Below are 15,956 nucleotides of genomic sequence, written 5' to 3'. Positions count from 1 at the left end.
GGTGAACAGAAATGGATAAATGGTATAACGTCGGAAAAATTGTGAATACACATGGAATCAAAGGTGAGGTTCGCATTATCTCAAGGACGGATTTTCCTGAGGAACGATACAAGATAGGAAACACATTATATATCTTTATGGAAGATAAAGACCCGATTGAGGTTAAAGTCCAATCATACCGAACTCATAAAAATTTTGATTTAGTTACCTTTGAGGGCTATGAGAACGTAAATGAGGTAGAACGTTTTAAGGGTGCACTAGTCAAAGTTCATGAGAGTCAGTTAGGGGAATTAGATGACGGAGAATACTACTTTCATGAAATAATTGGCTGTATGGTTGTAACAGAGGAAGGCGAAGAATTAGGTGCAATCAAAGAAATCTTAACACCAGGTGCAAACGATGTTTGGGTTGTTAAGGGAGCAAAAGGTAAAGACATTTTAATTCCGTATATTGATGAGATTGTTAAGGAAATTGATGTGGAGGATAAAAGAATTACCATTCACCTCATGGAAGGATTAATTTAACATGAAAATTGATATCTTAACTTTGTTCCCTAACATGTTTAATGGTGTACTAGGTGAATCTATTTTAAAAAAGGCTCAAGAAAAAGAAAAGGTTTCGTTCCGAGTTGTTAATTTCCGTGAATACGCGGAAAACAAACATCAAAAAGTTGACGATTATCCATATGGTGGCGGGGCTGGAATGGTATTAATGCCACAGCCGATTTTTGATGCGGTTGAGGATTTAACGAAACAAAACGAATCTAAGCCGAAAGTGATTCTTCTCTGCCCTCAGGGTAAAAGATTTAACCAGCAAAAAGCGGAAGAACTGGCAAAAGAAGAGCATCTCATTTTTATCTGTGGCCATTATGAGGGCTATGATGAAAGAATACGTGAACATTTAAGTACAGAAGAAATTTCAATTGGAGATTTTGTCTTAACTGGTGGCGAGCTTGCTGCAATGGTGATCTCAGATAGTGTCGTAAGGCTTTTACCAGGTGTGCTGGGAAATGAGGATTCACCAGTACAAGATTCCCACAGTACTGGATTATTAGAGCATCCCCACTATACTAGACCAGCAAATTTTAGAGGAATGAGTGTGCCGGAAGTGTTATTGTCCGGAAATCATATGCATATTGAAGAATGGCGAGAAAAAGAATCACTTCGCCGTACCTTTAAAAGAAGGCCAGATTTACTCGAAAACTACCAGTTATCACCTAAGCAAGAAAAGTGGGTCGAAGAATTTAAAATAGATGAAGAGTAGCTATTGCAACAACAGCAGGATTATGGTAATATACTCTTTGTGACTTAGGACTTTTTGTCCGTTGTCTTATTAAGATGTTCCGCTGCAATGAATGGATATTGGTAAGAGCATCTGTTGGAAGGAGTTGAAAAGACGATGCAAAACATTATTGAAGAAATCACAAAAGAACAATTAAGAACTGACCTTCCTGTATTCCGTCCTGGAGATACTGTACGTGTACACGTGAAAGTTATCGAGGGTACTCGTGAGCGTATTCAGGTATACGAAGGTGTTGTGATTAAGCGTCGTGGTGGTGGAGTTAGCGAAACATTCACTGTTCGTAAGGTATCTTACGGAGTAGGTGTTGAACGTACATTCCCAGTGCATACACCAAAAATTGCGAAGCTTGAAGTAGTACGCCGTGGTAAAGTACGCCGTGCGAAATTATACTACTTACGCGAACTTCGTGGTAAAAAAGCACGTATTAAAGAAATTCGATAATAAAAAAGAAAGGAGCTTGTATAAAAATAACAAGCTCCTTTTACATTTGCGTGGGTAATTATTATAATAAGAGAATAATACATAATGATTTAGATAAGTTCTAATTAGAAGTTGAGAAAAGAACAGGTGGAGGAGCAATGATGGCCAAACAAAAAAATGAACTTTGGGAATGGATTAAAGCGTTAGCGATAGCTGTGATTTTGGCAGCTGTAATCCGTTATTTTTTCTTTGCACCGATTGTAGTGGACGGGCTATCAATGATGCCAACTCTTCATCACCAAGACCGAATGATCGTCAATAAAATTGGCTATAAGGTCGGTAAACCGGAACGCTTTGACATTGTTGTTTTCCATGCAACAGTTGAAAAAGATTACATCAAGCGCATAATTGGATTACCTGGTGATCGAATTGAATACAAAGACGATATTCTCTACATCAATGGTAAACCGTATGATGAACCGTATCTAGAGGATTATAAGAAAAATCTAATAGATGGTCCACTTACAGACCCGTTTGTATTTGAAGAAGTTCCAGAAGGGCATCTGTTTGTTATGGGGGACAATCGTCGCTATAGTAAAGATTCACGCCATATAGGTCCAGTTCCTATAAGCGAAGTACTCGGAGAAACAAGCCTAATCTACTGGCCGCTATCTGACTTTGGTATTGTAAAATAACCCCAAAACAAAAAATATTCATAAATTAAACCATATAAGTTGGTGAAGCATTTTGACAATTCAATGGTTTCCAGGCCACATGGCAAAAGCAAGGAGACAAGTAACAGAAAAACTTTCACTCATCGACATCGTATTCGAACTTGTGGATGCTAGAATCCCAGCATCATCAAGAAATCCTATGATCGATGAAATCATTAAAAATAAGCCGAGACTACTCCTTTTAAACAAAGCTGACATGGCTGATCCAAAGGTAACAAAGGAATGGATTGAATACTTTAAAGAAAATGGTATACATGCCTTAGCTATAAATTCACAAGCGGGAAATGGCATGAAACAAATCGTGAGTGAAGCAAGGGAAATTTTAAAAGAAAAATTCGACAAAATGGCTGCCAAGGGGATTCGACCACGTGCAATTCGTGCGTTAATCGTCGGAATCCCTAATGTAGGAAAGTCGACTTTAATTAATCGGTTAGCCAAGAAAAATATTGCACAAACCGGTGATCGCCCCGGTATAACAAAGGCGCAGCAGTGGATCAAGGTTGGAAAAGAACTAGAGCTCCTTGATACACCGGGTATTTTATGGCCGAAATTTGAGGATCAAGAAGTGGGTCTGAAACTCGCCACAACTGGTGCGATTAAAGATACAATTTTAAACTTACAAGATATTGCAGTATACGCTCTTCGATTTTTAGAGGAGAATTATCCGGAAAATCTAAAGCAACGTTATGCTCTTGAAGAAATTCCGGACGATATTGTACTGCTATTTGATGAAATTGCAAAGCGTCGTGGTACTAGAATATCAGGTGGAGTTACCGATTACGATAAAACAGCTGAATTAATCATAAGAGAAATCCGAACTGAAAAACTTGGCAGGCTCACATTTGAAAGACCGTAAAGGTTCGCATAATGCGGGCCTTCATTTTTTGGGGAAAATGACGATATTAACTACATAGAGCTCGAGAAATAGAAGGTGAAGGAATGTCACAATTAACAATCAAAGATATCGAAAAGAAGCTAGCCACGATATATGATGAACAGGATGTGTTTCTAAAAGATTGCGAGCAAGATAGCCGAAAAGGTGTTCAAGTTCTGTTGCAACGTTGGAAAAAGAAAAAGGCAGAGGAAAAGGTGTTAGAGCAACATTATAAAGAAATGATCCAATACGAACAGGCTCTTTATAAAAAAGGTATTTCTTATATTGCAGGTGTTGATGAAGTTGGTCGTGGTCCATTAGCAGGACCAGTTGTGGCTGCAGCCGTTATTTTGCCTGAAGATGCCTATTTACCTGGCTTAAATGATTCAAAGAAGCTATCTGAACAAAAAAGAGAAGAATTATATCAATTAATAACAGAGCGTGCCATCTCCGTTGGAATCGGGATTATACCGGCAGATGTTATTGATGATGTTAATATATATCAAGCTACTAAGCAGGCAATGAAAAAGGCTATATCTGGTTTGTCAGTAAAGCCTGATCATCTTTTAGTCGATGCAATGGAAATACCAATTGATGTCCCGCAAACATCTATCATAAAAGGTGATGCGAAAAGCGTATCCATCGCTGCAAGCTCCATCATTGCAAAGGTAACAAGAGATCGCCTGATGGTACGCTTAAGCCATGAGTATCCACAATACGGATTTGAGAAGCACATGGGATATGGAACGGCACACCATCTAGAAGCACTAAAAAAATATGGTGTTACAAGTGAACATCGTCGTTCATTTGCTCCAGTACGAGATTTAATAGAGGTAAAAGAATGATACCTGTCCATTTACTTCAAATATTAATGAAGGGTGAAGCTTTTCTAAGGCTTCACTCTTTATCAAATACAAATTCGAGCGAACAAAAGACACAAGATACTACCACTCATCTATCTAAGTTATTACCAGTATTAGAGGGAGAAAAAGTAGACAATGTAGTCAATCAAAGCCGTTTACTTCAATCAGACACTGTTGAATTAACATCTAATGAATCAAACCAATTTCTCCAGCAACAAATTACCTTTCAAAACTCAGCTAATCAAAGTATTATGATTCGAATGGATGGTAGGAAGAAAAATGGGCAAATCGATCCTGATTTTTGTCATCTCCTTTTTTCTTTAGAACTGAATTATTTAAAAGAGGTAATCATTGATGTTAAAGCTCAGAACCGTATTCTTTCCATTTCCATCTTTAACGACACAGAAGGAATCGGATTGCTAGTAGAAGAACTAAAACCCACTCTTCAAACAAATTTAGAAAAGCAAGGGTATTTGCTTTCATCGATTAAAATTGTGAATCCAACTGAACGAGATAATCAATTTGATAAAACAAAATTTGAAGAAGTTCATGAAAGAGTGGATGTGAAAATATGAAAAAGACACCGGAAGAAAATAAGCTAAAGGCAGTTGCTCTGTCATATGATAAAAAGCTAGATTCTGAGCCTAAGGTTGTTGCAAAAGGGAAAGGTATCATTGCTCAAAATATAATTGAGATGGCAGAGGCTCATGGTATACCAATCCAAGAGGATACCGCATTAGTAGAACTATTAGGGGAACTAAAATTAAATGAGGGTATTCCAGAGGATTTGTACCAGGTAATCGCGGAAATCTTTGCTTTTATTTATAAAATGGATAAACGTATTGAAAATCAAGATGAATAGTTTTTTGATATAGTATTTTTATAATAAGCAGAAAAAAGAACAAATTCATGCGAAATGGTAGACAAGTAGTATTTTCAGTTATAAAATGAAAGCGCAGTCTAATTTTTGTCTAGTTTGCGTCATTATGATTTGGGAGCATTCCTAGTCATTTAAATGATGTACTTTTCTATGCATATATGATTTTTCTGAAAAATTATAATTGTCATAGAAAGTTTTAAAAAGAAAATGTATAATAACATTTGGACTGACAAAAAATTCTTTGATTTTTTTACATAAGAATGGAGGATGGGAAATGAATATCCATGAGTATCAAGGAAAAGAGATCCTCAGAAAATATGGGGTAGCTGTTCCTAATGGTAAGGTTGCATTCACGGTTGATGAGGCTGTTGAAGCTGCAAAAGAACTTGGAACACAAGTTTGTGTTGTTAAAGCACAAATTCATGCAGGGGGTCGTGGTAAAGCTGGTGGAGTTAAAGTAGCGAAGAACCTAGATGAGGTTCGTACATATGCTAATGAAATTCTAGGTAAAACTCTTGTAACACACCAAACAGGTCCAGAGGGTAAAGAAGTAAAGCGTCTTCTTATTGAAGAAGGCTGCGATATTAAAAAAGAATACTATATTGGACTTGTACTTGATCGTGCAACTTCTCGCGTTGTTTTAATGGCTTCTGAAGAAGGTGGAACAGAAATCGAGGAGGTTGCTGAAAAAACTCCTGAGAAGATTTTCAAAGAAGAAATCGATCCGGTTGTTGGATTATTGCCATTCCAAGCACGTCGAATTGCATTTAATATTAACATTCCAAAAGAGTTAGTGAATCAAGCCGTTAAATTCATGACAGCTTTATACACTGCATTCGTTGAAAAAGATTGCTCAATTGCTGAAATCAACCCTCTAGTTGTGACTGGCGATGGTAAAGTAATGGCTCTTGATGCGAAATTAAACTTCGATTCTAACGCATTATACCGTCAAAAAGACGTATTAGAATATCGTGACTTAGACGAAGAGGATGCAAAAGAAATTGAAGCATCCAAATATGATTTAAGCTATATTTCACTTGATGGAAACATCGGCTGTATGGTTAATGGTGCGGGACTTGCGATGTCAACAATGGATATCATTAAACATTACGGTGGAGATCCTGCGAACTTCCTTGATGTTGGGGGCGGCGCAACAGCTGAGAAAGTAACTGAAGCATTCAAAATTATTCTATCTGATGAGAACGTAAAAGGTATTTTTGTAAACATTTTTGGTGGCATTATGAAATGTGATGTTATTGCAGAAGGTGTTGTAGCTGCAACTAAAGAAGTAGGCTTGGAAATTCCTCTAGTAGTACGTCTTGAAGGAACAAATGTAGATTTAGGTAAAAAGATTTTACAAGAATCCGGTCTAAACATTACGGCTGCTGAGTCAATGGCTGACGGTGCACAAAAAATCGTATCACTAGTAGGGTAAGAAAGGCAGGGGACAAACATGAGTGTTTTTGTTAATAAAGATACAAAAGTAATTGTTCAAGGGATAACAGGTGCTACGGCCCTTTTCCATACAAAACAAATGCTTGAATATGGTACTAAAATTGTTGGTGGTACTTCACCTGGTAAAGGTGGAACCGAGGTAGAAGGTGTTCCTGTATTCAATACTGTAAAAGAGGCAGTAGATCAAACAGGTGCAACAGCTTCTGTCATTTATGTTCCTGCTCCATTTGCTGCGGATGCAATTATGGAAGCAGTTGACGCAGAACTAGATCTGGCAATCTGTATTACAGAGCATATTCCAGTATTAGACATGGTAAAAGTGAAACGCTATATGGAAGGGAAGAAGACTCGTTTAGTCGGTCCTAACTGCCCTGGTGTTATCACTGCTGATGAATGTAAAATTGGTATCATGCCTGGATATATTCATAAAAAAGGTCATGTAGGTGTTGTATCACGTTCTGGTACGTTAACATATGAGGCTGTACACCAATTAACACAAGCTGGTATTGGTCAAACAACAGCAGTCGGTATTGGTGGAGATCCTGTTAACGGTACAAACTTCATCGATGTACTAAAAGCATTTAACGAAGATGATGAAACATATGCGGTTATCATGATTGGTGAGATCGGTGGAACAGCAGAAGAAGAAGCTGCGGAATGGGTTAAAGCAAACATGACAAAGCCGGTTGTAGGATTCATCGGTGGACAAACTGCACCTCCAGGAAAGCGTATGGGTCATGCTGGCGCGATTATTTCTGGTGGTAAGGGTACAGCTGCTGAAAAGATTAAAACAATGAATGAATGCGGAATTAAGGTTGCTGAAACACCATCAGTAATGGGCGAAACGTTAATTTCCGTTCTGAAAGAAAAAGGTTTATACGAAAAGTGTAAAACTCACTAAAAAAATATTGAAATGAGGCAGTTCTGTTTAAGGAACTGTCTCTTTCTGATGAAAAAAAGGAGTCCATATGGAAAAAACTCGCGAAAATTTAATACATCTACACCATTGTCGGGGAATAGGCTGGAAATCTATTTTTCGAATTTTACAGCATGATCCAACACTATCTTCCATCTATAATTACCCCTCATCATTTTATGAAAAAATCCTTCCATTGACGAAAATCCAAATCAATATTTTTTTAAAAGATTTGCATTCTTTATCAATCCAAAGTATGCTAAAACAATATAGCAATAAAAGTGTGGGCATTATTACCATATTTGATCAAGAATATCCTCGTCTTCTCAAACAAATTTATGACCCACCGTGGGTGTTATATACTGCTGGAGACAAAGCACTATTAAACAGGGAAAAATTATTAAGTGTAGTAGGCTCTCGAACACCTACAATAACATGCGGGCAAAGTATGGAAAAGGTGTTGGTGCCCTTAATTAAGCAGAATTGGGTATTGGTTAGTGGTTTGGCGCGTGGAATAGATACAATGGCTCATAGGCTAGCAATCGCTCATAATGGGAAAACCATTGCGGTCATTGCTGGTGGCCTTCAACATATTTATCCCCTTGAAAACAAAGAGTTGGCAACTACTATCACTCAAAATCATATACTTATATCTGAATATCCCCCTTTCACAAAGCCAGAAAAATGGCAGTTTCCGATGCGGAATCGAATAATTAGTGGTTTGACACAGGGCACATTAGTTGTAGAAGCGAAGGAAAGAAGTGGTTCGTTAATCACAGCAGATCAAGCACTAAACCAGGGTAGAGAGGTTTTTGCCATCCCAGGTTCTATTTTAGAACCTTCATGTGTTGGAACGAATAAATTAATTCAGTCTGGAGCAAAATTGGTGCGTACCAGCGAGGATGTTTTATCAGAAATTCACACTTTATCATAAAAATATAAATGAAAAATGTATAAAAATTATCATAACAGTTTGACAAACTGTCCATGAATATTTAATAATATGGAGGATTTATTTTAATTCAGAATTTAACCTCTAAGGAGGAAGCGATACATGTCGGACTATTTAGTCATAGTTGAATCACCAGCAAAAGCAAAAACAATTGAAAGATATTTGGGAAAAAAATATAAGGTAAAGGCTTCAATGGGTCATATCAGGGACCTCCCAAGAAGTCAAATGGGTGTAGATCCAAAAAATCATTTCGAAGTGAAATATATAACAATCCGCGGTAAGGGTCCAGTATTAAAGGATTTAAAAACGGCCGCAAAAAAGGCAAAAAAAGTTTATCTGGCAGCTGACCCCGATCGTGAAGGTGAGGCAATTGCATGGCATCTTGCCCATTCATTAGATTTAGATATTCATTCAGACTGTCGAGTGGTTTTTAACGAGATTACGAAAGATGCTATTAAAGAGTCTTTTAAGCATCCGCGCCCGATTAATCAGGATTTAGTAGATGCACAGCAAGCAAGACGTGTTCTTGACAGATTAGTAGGCTATAATATTAGTCCACTGCTTTGGAAAAAAGTAAAAAAGGGCTTAAGTGCCGGTCGAGTACAATCCGTTGCAGTCAGACTTATCATTGATAGAGAAAAAGAGATTCAAGCTTTCGAGCCTGAAGAATACTGGACAATTAAAGCTGACTTTTTAAAAGGAAATGAACAATTTGAAGGACAATTTTACGGTGTAAAGGGAAAAAAACTTGAGTTAACAAATGAAGCAGAGGTAAAAGATATTCTCTCAACAATTGAAGGCAACTCATTTACAATTGCTTCTGTCACAAAAAAAGAACGAAAAAGAAACCCGGCACCACCATTTATTACTTCTTCTTTACAGCAAGAAGCTGCTCGTAAATTGAATTTTCGTGCAAAGAAAACCATGATGTTGGCACAACAATTATATGAAGGGATTGACCTTGGTAAAGAGGGAACGGTTGGTTTAATCACATATATGCGTACCGATTCAACACGAATTTCAGAGACAGCCATTGAGGAAGGTTCACAATATATTGAAAAAACATTTGGCAAACAATTTTTAACAGATACAAAAAGAACAGGGAAAAACGGAAAGAATACCCAAGATGCTCACGAAGGGATTCGACCGACCTCTGTCTTTAGAGAGCCAAATAGTGTGAAACAATATTTAGGCAGAGACCAATTTAGATTGTATAAACTTATTTGGGAGCGTTTTGTTGCAAGTCAAATGGCATCTGCGATTATGGATACAATGAGTGTGGACCTAAATAATGGTGATGTTGTCTTTCGAGCAACTGGCTCCAAAGTTAAATTCCCTGGTTTTATGAAGGTATATGTTGAGGGTAATGATGATAATGTTGAAGAAAAAGAAAATATGCTTCCTGAGCTAGTGGAAGGAGACCAGGTATTTTCGAAAGATGTTGATCCGAAGCAACATTTTACTCAGCCACCTCCACGTTATACGGAAGCAAGACTTGTTAAGACCCTTGAAGAATTAGGAATTGGCCGACCTTCTACGTATGCACCAACTCTAGATACCATTCAAAAGAGAGGATATGTGTCATTAGATAACAAACGATTCGTACCAACGGAACTTGGAGAAATCGTTGATGAATTAATGCTCGAGTTTTTCCCGAAAATTTTGGATGTTGAGTTTACTGCAAAAATGGAGAATGACCTTGATGAAGTTGAAGAAGGAAAAACAGAATGGATTCAAATTATAGATGATTTCTATAAGGATTTTGAAAAAAGATTAGAAATTGCGGAAGCAGAGATGCAGGAAGTTGAGATTAAGGATGAACCTGCAGGTGTGGATTGTGAAAATTGCGGACATCCCATGGTTTATAAGATGGGACGTTATGGAAAGTTCATGGCTTGCTCCAATTTCCCTGATTGTCGTAATACAAAACCAATTGTTAAAGAAATCGGTGTTCCTTGTCCGAAATGTGGTAAAGGAAACATTGTCGAAAGAAAAAGTAAGAAGAAACGAATTTTTTATGGCTGCGATCAATACCCTGAATGTGATTTTCTTTCTTGGGATAAACCACTACCGAGGAAATGTCCAAAGTGCGAGAACTTGCTAGTGGAGAAAAAACTCAAAAAAGGCATTCAAGTACAGTGTGTTGAGTGTGACTACAAAGAAGAACCTCAAAAATAACTTGTGTGGTGGGTTATAATTATGACTCACCACTTTCCTTGTTAAAGTATGTGGAAATAGACGGGATTTCTTGCGCAATTCAGAATTTTGTAAAAAAATCAGAGTTTTTATTTGCAAGGGCTACTAAATTGTGATAATATTTAGTAGCCCTTGTGAGGTGAAAATAATGGAAAATGTGAACAAATCGTTACAGTTGTTCAAAGAATATTTACAAATCGAGAAAAATTATTCAGAATATACAATTGTCCATTATGAGCAATCAATCGAACATTTTTTCTTATTTCTGAATCAAGAATCCATATCAGAGTTATCTGATGTGACATATTCGGATGTACGACTGTATCTTACAGAGCTCTACAAGAAACAATATGCAAGACGTACTGTTGCAAAAAAAATCTCAACATTGCGCAGTTTTTTTAATTTTCTTCTCAGGGAAAAGCTTATTTCTCAAAATCCGTTTTCATTGGTTTCGTTGCCTAAAAGGGAACAAAAGCTTCCACATTTTTTATATGAAGAAGAATTGGAAAAACTTTTCAAGGTTTCAGATGTTTCTACAAGTTTAGGGCAGCGGGATCAAGCTCTACTTGAGTTGCTTTATGCAACAGGAATCCGTGTAAGTGAATGCTGTAAGCTTACTCTTCAGGATCTCGATTTTTCTGTAGGAACTGTGTTTGTTCATGGAAAAGGAAATAAACAACGCTATGTTCCTTTTGGGAGCTATGCCGAACAAGCACTTTTAAACTATATACAAAAAAGTCGTAAGGAATTGCTCGAAAAGGCATCAGTACATACAAACAGTCTTTTCCTTAATTTTCGTGGTGGACCTTTAACAACGAGGGGAGTCCGGTTAATCCTAAATAATATGATTAAAAAGACTTCATCTACGATACATATTAGTCCACACGTATTAAGACATACATTTGCTACACACCTTTTAAACGAGGGCGCTGATATGAGGTCTGTACAAGAACTGCTCGGGCACGAAAATCTGTCGTCAACACAAGTTTACACACATGTTACAAAGGATCATTTGCGGAATATTTATCTATCCTCACATCCACGTGCATAAGGAGGTTGTTCTAAAAAATGTCGAATTTTCATGCAACAACAATATTTGCTGTCAAACATAATGGTAAATCAGCGATGGCAGGAGATGGTCAAGTAACCTTTGGTAATGCTGTTGTAATGAAACATACAGCAAGAAAAGTACGTAAGCTGTTTCAAGGACGAGTAATTGCAGGGTTTGCTGGTTCTGTTGCAGATGCATTTACCCTTTTTGAAATGTTTGAAGGACGCCTTGAGGAGTTTAATGGGAATTTACAAAGGGCAGCGGTTGAACTTGCAAAAGAATGGAGAAGTGACAAAGTTCTTCGTAAATTAGAGGCTATGCTAATTGTGATGGATGATAAGGATTTGCTTCTCATTTCGGGAACAGGTGAAGTGATTGAACCAGATGATGGAATTCTTGCCATTGGTTCTGGCGGAAACTACGCTCTTTCTGCAGGTCGTGCCTTAAAAAAATACTCAGGTGACCATTTAACGGCAAGAGAGATAGCAAAAGCTTCATTGGAAATTGCAAGTGAGATTTGTGTGTATACTAATGAAAATATTATAGTTGAAGAACTATAAGGAGGGGATTACTTTGAAAACGAATTTAACCCCAAGACAGATTGTTGAAAAACTAGATCAATACATTATTGGCCAAAACGAAGCTAAACGAGCCGTATCAGTGGCATTAAGAAATAGATACCGCCGCAGTTTACTTAACGAAAAGCTGAAGGATGAAATCGTTCCAAAGAATATACTGATGATTGGACCAACCGGTGTTGGAAAGACAGAAATTGCTAGACGGCTAGCAAAGCTGGTAGGAGCTCCGTTTGTTAAGGTTGAGGCTACTAAGTTTACTGAAGTAGGTTATGTTGGTCGAGATGTAGAATCAATGGTTCGTGATTTAATCGAAACGGCTGTTCGCCTAGTGAAAGAGGAAAAAATGGCGGAAGTTTCTGAACGAGCTGGTGAAAATGCCAATAAACGTATTGTCGAATTGCTTGTCCCAGGTTCAAAAAAGCAAACAACTTATAAAAACCCACTTGAAATGTTATTTGGTGGGAATACTAATGAGCAAGAAACAGAAAAGTCTACAGAAGAAGAAAGTGTAAGCGAAAGAAGAAAGCGAATGGCTCACAAGCTTGCACTTGGAGAACTAGAAGATTATTATGTTACAGTGGAAGTAGAAGAACAGCAGCCGTCTATGTTTGATCTTTTTCAAGGCTCCGGTATGGAGAGCATGGGAATGAATATGCAGGATGCGCTAAGTAGTTTAATGCCGAAAAAACGCAAAAAGCGTAAATTAACGGTTAAAGAAGCTCGAAAAGTCTTGACAAATGAGGAAGCAGCAAAGTTAATTGATATGGATGAGGTTACTCAAGAAGCTGTAAATCGTGCTGAACAATCAGGTATTATTTTTATAGATGAGATTGACAAAGTAGCAGGTAAAAGTCATAATTCTTCTTCGGCAGATGTTTCCAGAGAAGGAGTTCAACGAGATATTTTACCGATTGTGGAAGGTTCAACCGTTGTAACTAAATATGGATCCGTTAAAACAGATCATATGTTATTTATTGCAGCTGGAGCATTCCATATGTCAAAGCCTTCGGATTTAATCCCTGAATTACAGGGTCGTTTTCCGATTCGTGTTGAGCTTACTAAACTAACGGTCGATGATTTTTATCGAATCTTAGTTGAACCTGATAATGCCCTATTGAAACAATATTCAGCATTATTAGAAACAGAAGGTATACAACTTGAATTTTCTGACGATGCTATTCGTAAGATAGCTGAAGTTGCCTTCCAAGTGAATCAGGACACGGATAATATCGGAGCTCGTCGACTACATACGATTTTGGAGAGACTTTTAGAGGATTTATCGTTTGAAGCACCCGATATTACGATGGAAAAAATCACGATTACACCACAATATGTGGATGAGAAATTAAGTACGATTGTGAAGAACAAAGATTTAAGTCAGTTTATTTTGTAAGATTATCAGGAGGAACAAGTAAAATGCCATTATTAGAAAGAACACGAAAAATTAATGCTATGCTGCAAAATGCAGCAGGTAAACCAGTTAACTTTAAGGAAATGTCAGAAACTCTACGCGATGTAATTGGAGCAAATATTTTCTTATTAAGTCGCCGTGGAAAGCTTCTAGGATTTGCGATTAATCAACAGATTGAAAATGAAAGAATGAAGAAAATGATCGAGGATCGTCATTTCCCTGAAGAGTACACACAGAGCCTATTCAATATTCACGAAACTTCATCTAACCTTGATATTGAAAGTGCGTATACAGCTTTCCCAATCGAAAACAAAGATTTGTTTAAAAGTGGTCTAACAACAATTGTACCAATTATCGGTGGCGGTGAGCGCTTAGGTACACTTATTCTTTCAAGACTTGATCAACGTTTTGAAGATGATGATTTAATCTTAGCTGAGTATGGTGCAACGGTTGTTGGTATGGAAATCCTTCGTGAAAAAGCAGAGGAAATTGAAGAAGAAGCTAGAAGTAAAGCAGTTGTTCAAATGGCGATTAGTTCATTATCATATAGTGAATTTGAAGCTATTGAGCATATTTTTGAAGAATTAAACGGCAATGAAGGTTTATTAGTTGCAAGTAAAATTGCAGACCGCGTTGGAATCACAAGATCAGTTATCGTTAATGCATTAAGAAAACTTGAAAGTGCTGGTGTAATTGAATCCCGTTCACTAGGAATGAAAGGTACTTACATTAAAGTATTAAACGATAAGTTCTTAGTGGAATTAGAAAAACTAAAATCACATTAAGAACAAAAAACGAAGATGGATTTCTCCATCTTCGTTTTTTTTTATGATTTTATCAAATGACAAACGATGTAATGTTCAAAAAAACGAATCACATATCCATCATAAATTGTCGATTTTTTGTAGTGGAAATAAGTTCATGTCTTTTTTTGTAAAAAAACAAATGAAAATCCAGAACTTTAATCCTATAATTAAGGGTGGGATTCATAGGGACAAAGTCCTATATTGTCGAAAAACATCACTTTTTATCACAAGCTTCATAGACAGATAGATTTAATTTCATTACAATAATAAAGAGTTAACACAATACGTTATATTTATTCGAAGCAACTATATTTTTTGTGAGGGGATAAGATGAAACTTTTTTCTAATACGATTCATTCACTAGAAAAAGCATTAGATTATTCAGCTCTACGACAGAAGGTAATCTCAAATAATATTGCAAATGTTGATACGCCAAATTACAAAGCACAGGACGTTAGCTTTAAAAACCTTCTATCGAATGAAATGAATAGTCAGTTGAGAGCAAATCGTACGAATGAAAAACATTTCGAATTTACTAGTAGCAAACGCCTAAACAGCCCACTGGCTACAAAGATGGATACAGCGTATAACCATAACGGTAATAACGTTGATATAGATAAAGAAATGGCACTATTAGCGGAAAACCAAATTTACTATAATGCCGTAACCGAAAGAATTAGTGGGAAGTTCAATACCTTAAAAACCGTCATTAAAGGAGGGAACTAAGAGTGTCGATTTTTCATAGCCTTAATACAAGTGCTTCTGCACTTACTGCTGGACGACTTAGAATGGACGTTATTTCTTCAAATATGGCAAATGTAGATACAACAAGGGGAAAACTTGTTGATGGTCAGTGGCAGCCGTATAAACGAAAAATGGTAGTTCAGCAGCCACAAGGAAATAGTTTTTCCTCACATCTATCAAAAGCGATGAACCAATCGAAAGTTGGAAACGGAGTTAAGGTGACAGGAATTGTTGAAGATAACACTCCATTCCAGCTTGTATATAACCCGGATCATCCTGATGCAAATGAAGATGGCTATGTCGCACTTCCGAATGTAGACCCTCTAAAGGAAATGGTCGATTTGATTAGCGCCACAAGATCGTATGAGGCGAATGTGACAGTCCTTAATGCCTCAAAAGGAATGTTAATGAAGGCTTTAGAAATTGGAAAATAGGTGATGAACTGTGATTGAAAAGATAAATATTGCAACACCGCAGGTTTTTTCGAAGCCCGGGGTACAACAAAAAACAGCAAGTGCTGTTCAGAAGGAATTTAGCCATTTTTTAAAAGACGCAATCAATAATGTGAATGATTCACAAAAGACATCGGATATCATGACCGAAAAGCTGATTAAAGGCGAAAACGTTGATTTGCACCAAGTTATGATTGCTTCTCAGAAAGCGAGTGTTTCCTTGCAGGCGACACTTCAAATTCGAAATAAAGTAGTAGAAGCATACCAAGAAATCATGAGGATGCAGGTTTAATCCGAAATAATACAGCTTGATAGGGGTATG

General features: G+C 37.1%; 19 protein-coding genes. All 19 read left to right on the top strand.

Annotation, left to right across the window (positions count from 1 at the left end; all coding sequences use genetic code 11):
* The first annotated feature begins 11 nt into the window (after positions 1-11).
* The gene (rimM, locus tag RGU12_RS03035; protein WP_309534748.1) at positions 12-524 is read left to right on the top strand and encodes a ribosome maturation factor RimM; all 513 of its coding nucleotides are present in this window, start codon (positions 12-14) and stop codon (positions 522-524) included.
* A 1-nt stretch (position 525) separates the two neighbouring features.
* The gene (gene trmD / locus RGU12_RS03030; RefSeq protein WP_309534747.1) at positions 526-1,263 is read left to right on the top strand and encodes a tRNA (guanosine(37)-N1)-methyltransferase TrmD; all 738 of its coding nucleotides are present in this window, start codon (positions 526-528) and stop codon (positions 1,261-1,263) included.
* A 135-nt stretch (positions 1,264-1,398) separates the two neighbouring features.
* Positions 1,399-1,743, top strand: coding sequence for a 50S ribosomal protein L19 (rplS, locus tag RGU12_RS03025; RefSeq protein ID WP_057996892.1), 345 nt, complete (start codon positions 1,399-1,401; stop codon positions 1,741-1,743).
* Positions 1,744-1,883: 140 nt separating this feature from the next.
* Entirely contained in the window at positions 1,884-2,417 is a 534-nt protein-coding gene (lepB, locus tag RGU12_RS03020) for a signal peptidase I (RefSeq protein ID WP_309536259.1), read from the top strand.
* Positions 2,418-2,469: 52 nt separating this feature from the next.
* Positions 2,470-3,312: a ribosome biogenesis GTPase YlqF gene (gene ylqF / locus RGU12_RS03015; protein ID WP_309534746.1), complete on the top strand. Its 843-nt coding sequence runs from the start codon at positions 2,470-2,472 to the stop codon at positions 3,310-3,312.
* 83 nt (positions 3,313-3,395) lie between these two features.
* The gene (rnhB, locus tag RGU12_RS03010) at positions 3,396-4,175 is read left to right on the top strand and encodes a ribonuclease HII (protein WP_309534745.1); all 780 of its coding nucleotides are present in this window, start codon (positions 3,396-3,398) and stop codon (positions 4,173-4,175) included.
* A complete protein-coding gene (locus tag RGU12_RS03005) occupies positions 4,172-4,768 on the top strand; it encodes a hypothetical protein (protein WP_309534744.1) in 597 nt (198 codons plus the stop codon). Before rnhB ends, RGU12_RS03005 begins: the two co-directional genes overlap by 4 nt.
* On the top strand, positions 4,765-5,055 hold the full coding sequence (locus RGU12_RS03000) for an EscU/YscU/HrcU family type III secretion system export apparatus switch protein (RefSeq protein ID WP_309534743.1): 291 nt from the start codon (positions 4,765-4,767) through the stop codon (positions 5,053-5,055). Before RGU12_RS03005 ends, RGU12_RS03000 begins: the two co-directional genes overlap by 4 nt.
* Positions 5,056-5,347: 292 nt before the next feature.
* Positions 5,348-6,508 carry an ADP-forming succinate--CoA ligase subunit beta gene (gene sucC, locus RGU12_RS02995; RefSeq protein WP_309534742.1) on the top strand — a complete coding sequence of 387 codons (1,161 nt, stop codon included), beginning with the start codon at positions 5,348-5,350 and terminating at the stop codon, positions 6,506-6,508.
* A gap of 18 nt (positions 6,509-6,526) precedes the next feature.
* The gene (gene sucD / locus RGU12_RS02990) at positions 6,527-7,429 is read left to right on the top strand and encodes a succinate--CoA ligase subunit alpha (RefSeq protein ID WP_116350597.1); all 903 of its coding nucleotides are present in this window, start codon (positions 6,527-6,529) and stop codon (positions 7,427-7,429) included.
* 67 nt (positions 7,430-7,496) lie between these two features.
* Positions 7,497-8,378, top strand: coding sequence for a DNA-processing protein DprA (gene dprA, locus RGU12_RS02985; RefSeq protein WP_309534741.1), 882 nt, complete (start codon positions 7,497-7,499; stop codon positions 8,376-8,378).
* A gap of 120 nt (positions 8,379-8,498) precedes the next feature.
* Positions 8,499-10,574 (top strand): type I DNA topoisomerase, encoded by a 2,076-nt coding sequence (gene topA / locus RGU12_RS02980; RefSeq protein WP_309534740.1) that lies wholly within the window; start codon positions 8,499-8,501, stop codon positions 10,572-10,574.
* Between the two features lie 166 nt (positions 10,575-10,740).
* Positions 10,741-11,643 (top strand): tyrosine recombinase XerC, encoded by a 903-nt coding sequence (gene xerC / locus RGU12_RS02975; RefSeq protein WP_309534739.1) that lies wholly within the window; start codon positions 10,741-10,743, stop codon positions 11,641-11,643.
* Positions 11,644-11,660: 17 nt separating this feature from the next.
* Positions 11,661-12,203, top strand: a complete 543-nt coding sequence (gene hslV, locus RGU12_RS02970) for an ATP-dependent protease subunit HslV (RefSeq protein WP_309534738.1) — start codon at positions 11,661-11,663, stop codon at positions 12,201-12,203.
* 13 nt (positions 12,204-12,216) lie between these two features.
* Positions 12,217-13,614, top strand: a complete 1,398-nt coding sequence (hslU, locus tag RGU12_RS02965) for an ATP-dependent protease ATPase subunit HslU (protein WP_309534737.1) — start codon at positions 12,217-12,219, stop codon at positions 13,612-13,614.
* A gap of 23 nt (positions 13,615-13,637) precedes the next feature.
* Positions 13,638-14,417: a GTP-sensing pleiotropic transcriptional regulator CodY gene (gene codY / locus RGU12_RS02960; RefSeq protein WP_309534736.1), complete on the top strand. Its 780-nt coding sequence runs from the start codon at positions 13,638-13,640 to the stop codon at positions 14,415-14,417.
* A 351-nt stretch (positions 14,418-14,768) separates the two neighbouring features.
* A complete protein-coding gene (gene flgB / locus RGU12_RS02955) occupies positions 14,769-15,164 on the top strand; it encodes a flagellar basal body rod protein FlgB (protein WP_309534735.1) in 396 nt (131 codons plus the stop codon).
* Positions 15,165-15,172: 8 nt separating this feature from the next.
* Entirely contained in the window at positions 15,173-15,616 is a 444-nt protein-coding gene (gene flgC / locus RGU12_RS02950) for a flagellar basal body rod protein FlgC (RefSeq protein WP_396232334.1), read from the top strand.
* Between the two features lie 28 nt (positions 15,617-15,644).
* Positions 15,645-15,926 carry a flagellar hook-basal body complex protein FliE gene (fliE, locus tag RGU12_RS02945; RefSeq protein WP_309536258.1) on the top strand — a complete coding sequence of 94 codons (282 nt, stop codon included), beginning with the start codon at positions 15,645-15,647 and terminating at the stop codon, positions 15,924-15,926.
* Positions 15,927-15,956: the final 30 nt, after the last annotated feature.

It is taken from the genome of Ferdinandcohnia sp. QZ13 (genome assembly GCF_031324165.1).
GTDB lineage: Bacteria > Bacillota > Bacilli > Bacillales > Bacillaceae_L > Ferdinandcohnia.
This window is presented reverse-complemented; position numbering and strand designations above follow the sequence as displayed.

What these genes read in the sequence shown, in the direction of transcription:
- rimM (WP_309534748.1), top strand. Translation starts at nt 12, where the DNA reads ATGGATAAATGGTATAACGTCGGAAAAATTGTGAATACACATGGAATC.
- trmD (WP_309534747.1), top strand. Translation starts at nt 526, where the DNA reads ATGAAAATTGATATCTTAACTTTGTTCCCTAACATGTTTAATGGTGTA.
- rplS (WP_057996892.1), top strand. Translation starts at nt 1,399, where the DNA reads ATGCAAAACATTATTGAAGAAATCACAAAAGAACAATTAAGAACTGAC.
- lepB (WP_309536259.1), top strand. Translation starts at nt 1,884, where the DNA reads ATGGCCAAACAAAAAAATGAACTTTGGGAATGGATTAAAGCGTTAGCG.
- rnhB (WP_309534745.1), top strand. Translation starts at nt 3,396, where the DNA reads ATGTCACAATTAACAATCAAAGATATCGAAAAGAAGCTAGCCACGATA.
- RGU12_RS03005 (WP_309534744.1), top strand. Translation starts at nt 4,172, where the DNA reads ATGATACCTGTCCATTTACTTCAAATATTAATGAAGGGTGAAGCTTTT.
- RGU12_RS03000 (WP_309534743.1), top strand. Translation starts at nt 4,765, where the DNA reads ATGAAAAAGACACCGGAAGAAAATAAGCTAAAGGCAGTTGCTCTGTCA.
- sucC (WP_309534742.1), top strand. Translation starts at nt 5,348, where the DNA reads ATGAATATCCATGAGTATCAAGGAAAAGAGATCCTCAGAAAATATGGG.
- sucD (WP_116350597.1), top strand. Translation starts at nt 6,527, where the DNA reads ATGAGTGTTTTTGTTAATAAAGATACAAAAGTAATTGTTCAAGGGATA.
- dprA (WP_309534741.1), top strand. Translation starts at nt 7,497, where the DNA reads ATGGAAAAAACTCGCGAAAATTTAATACATCTACACCATTGTCGGGGA.
- topA (WP_309534740.1), top strand. Translation starts at nt 8,499, where the DNA reads ATGTCGGACTATTTAGTCATAGTTGAATCACCAGCAAAAGCAAAAACA.
- xerC (WP_309534739.1), top strand. Translation starts at nt 10,741, where the DNA reads ATGGAAAATGTGAACAAATCGTTACAGTTGTTCAAAGAATATTTACAA.
- hslV (WP_309534738.1), top strand. Translation starts at nt 11,661, where the DNA reads ATGTCGAATTTTCATGCAACAACAATATTTGCTGTCAAACATAATGGT.
- codY (WP_309534736.1), top strand. Translation starts at nt 13,638, where the DNA reads ATGCCATTATTAGAAAGAACACGAAAAATTAATGCTATGCTGCAAAAT.
- flgB (WP_309534735.1), top strand. Translation starts at nt 14,769, where the DNA reads ATGAAACTTTTTTCTAATACGATTCATTCACTAGAAAAAGCATTAGAT.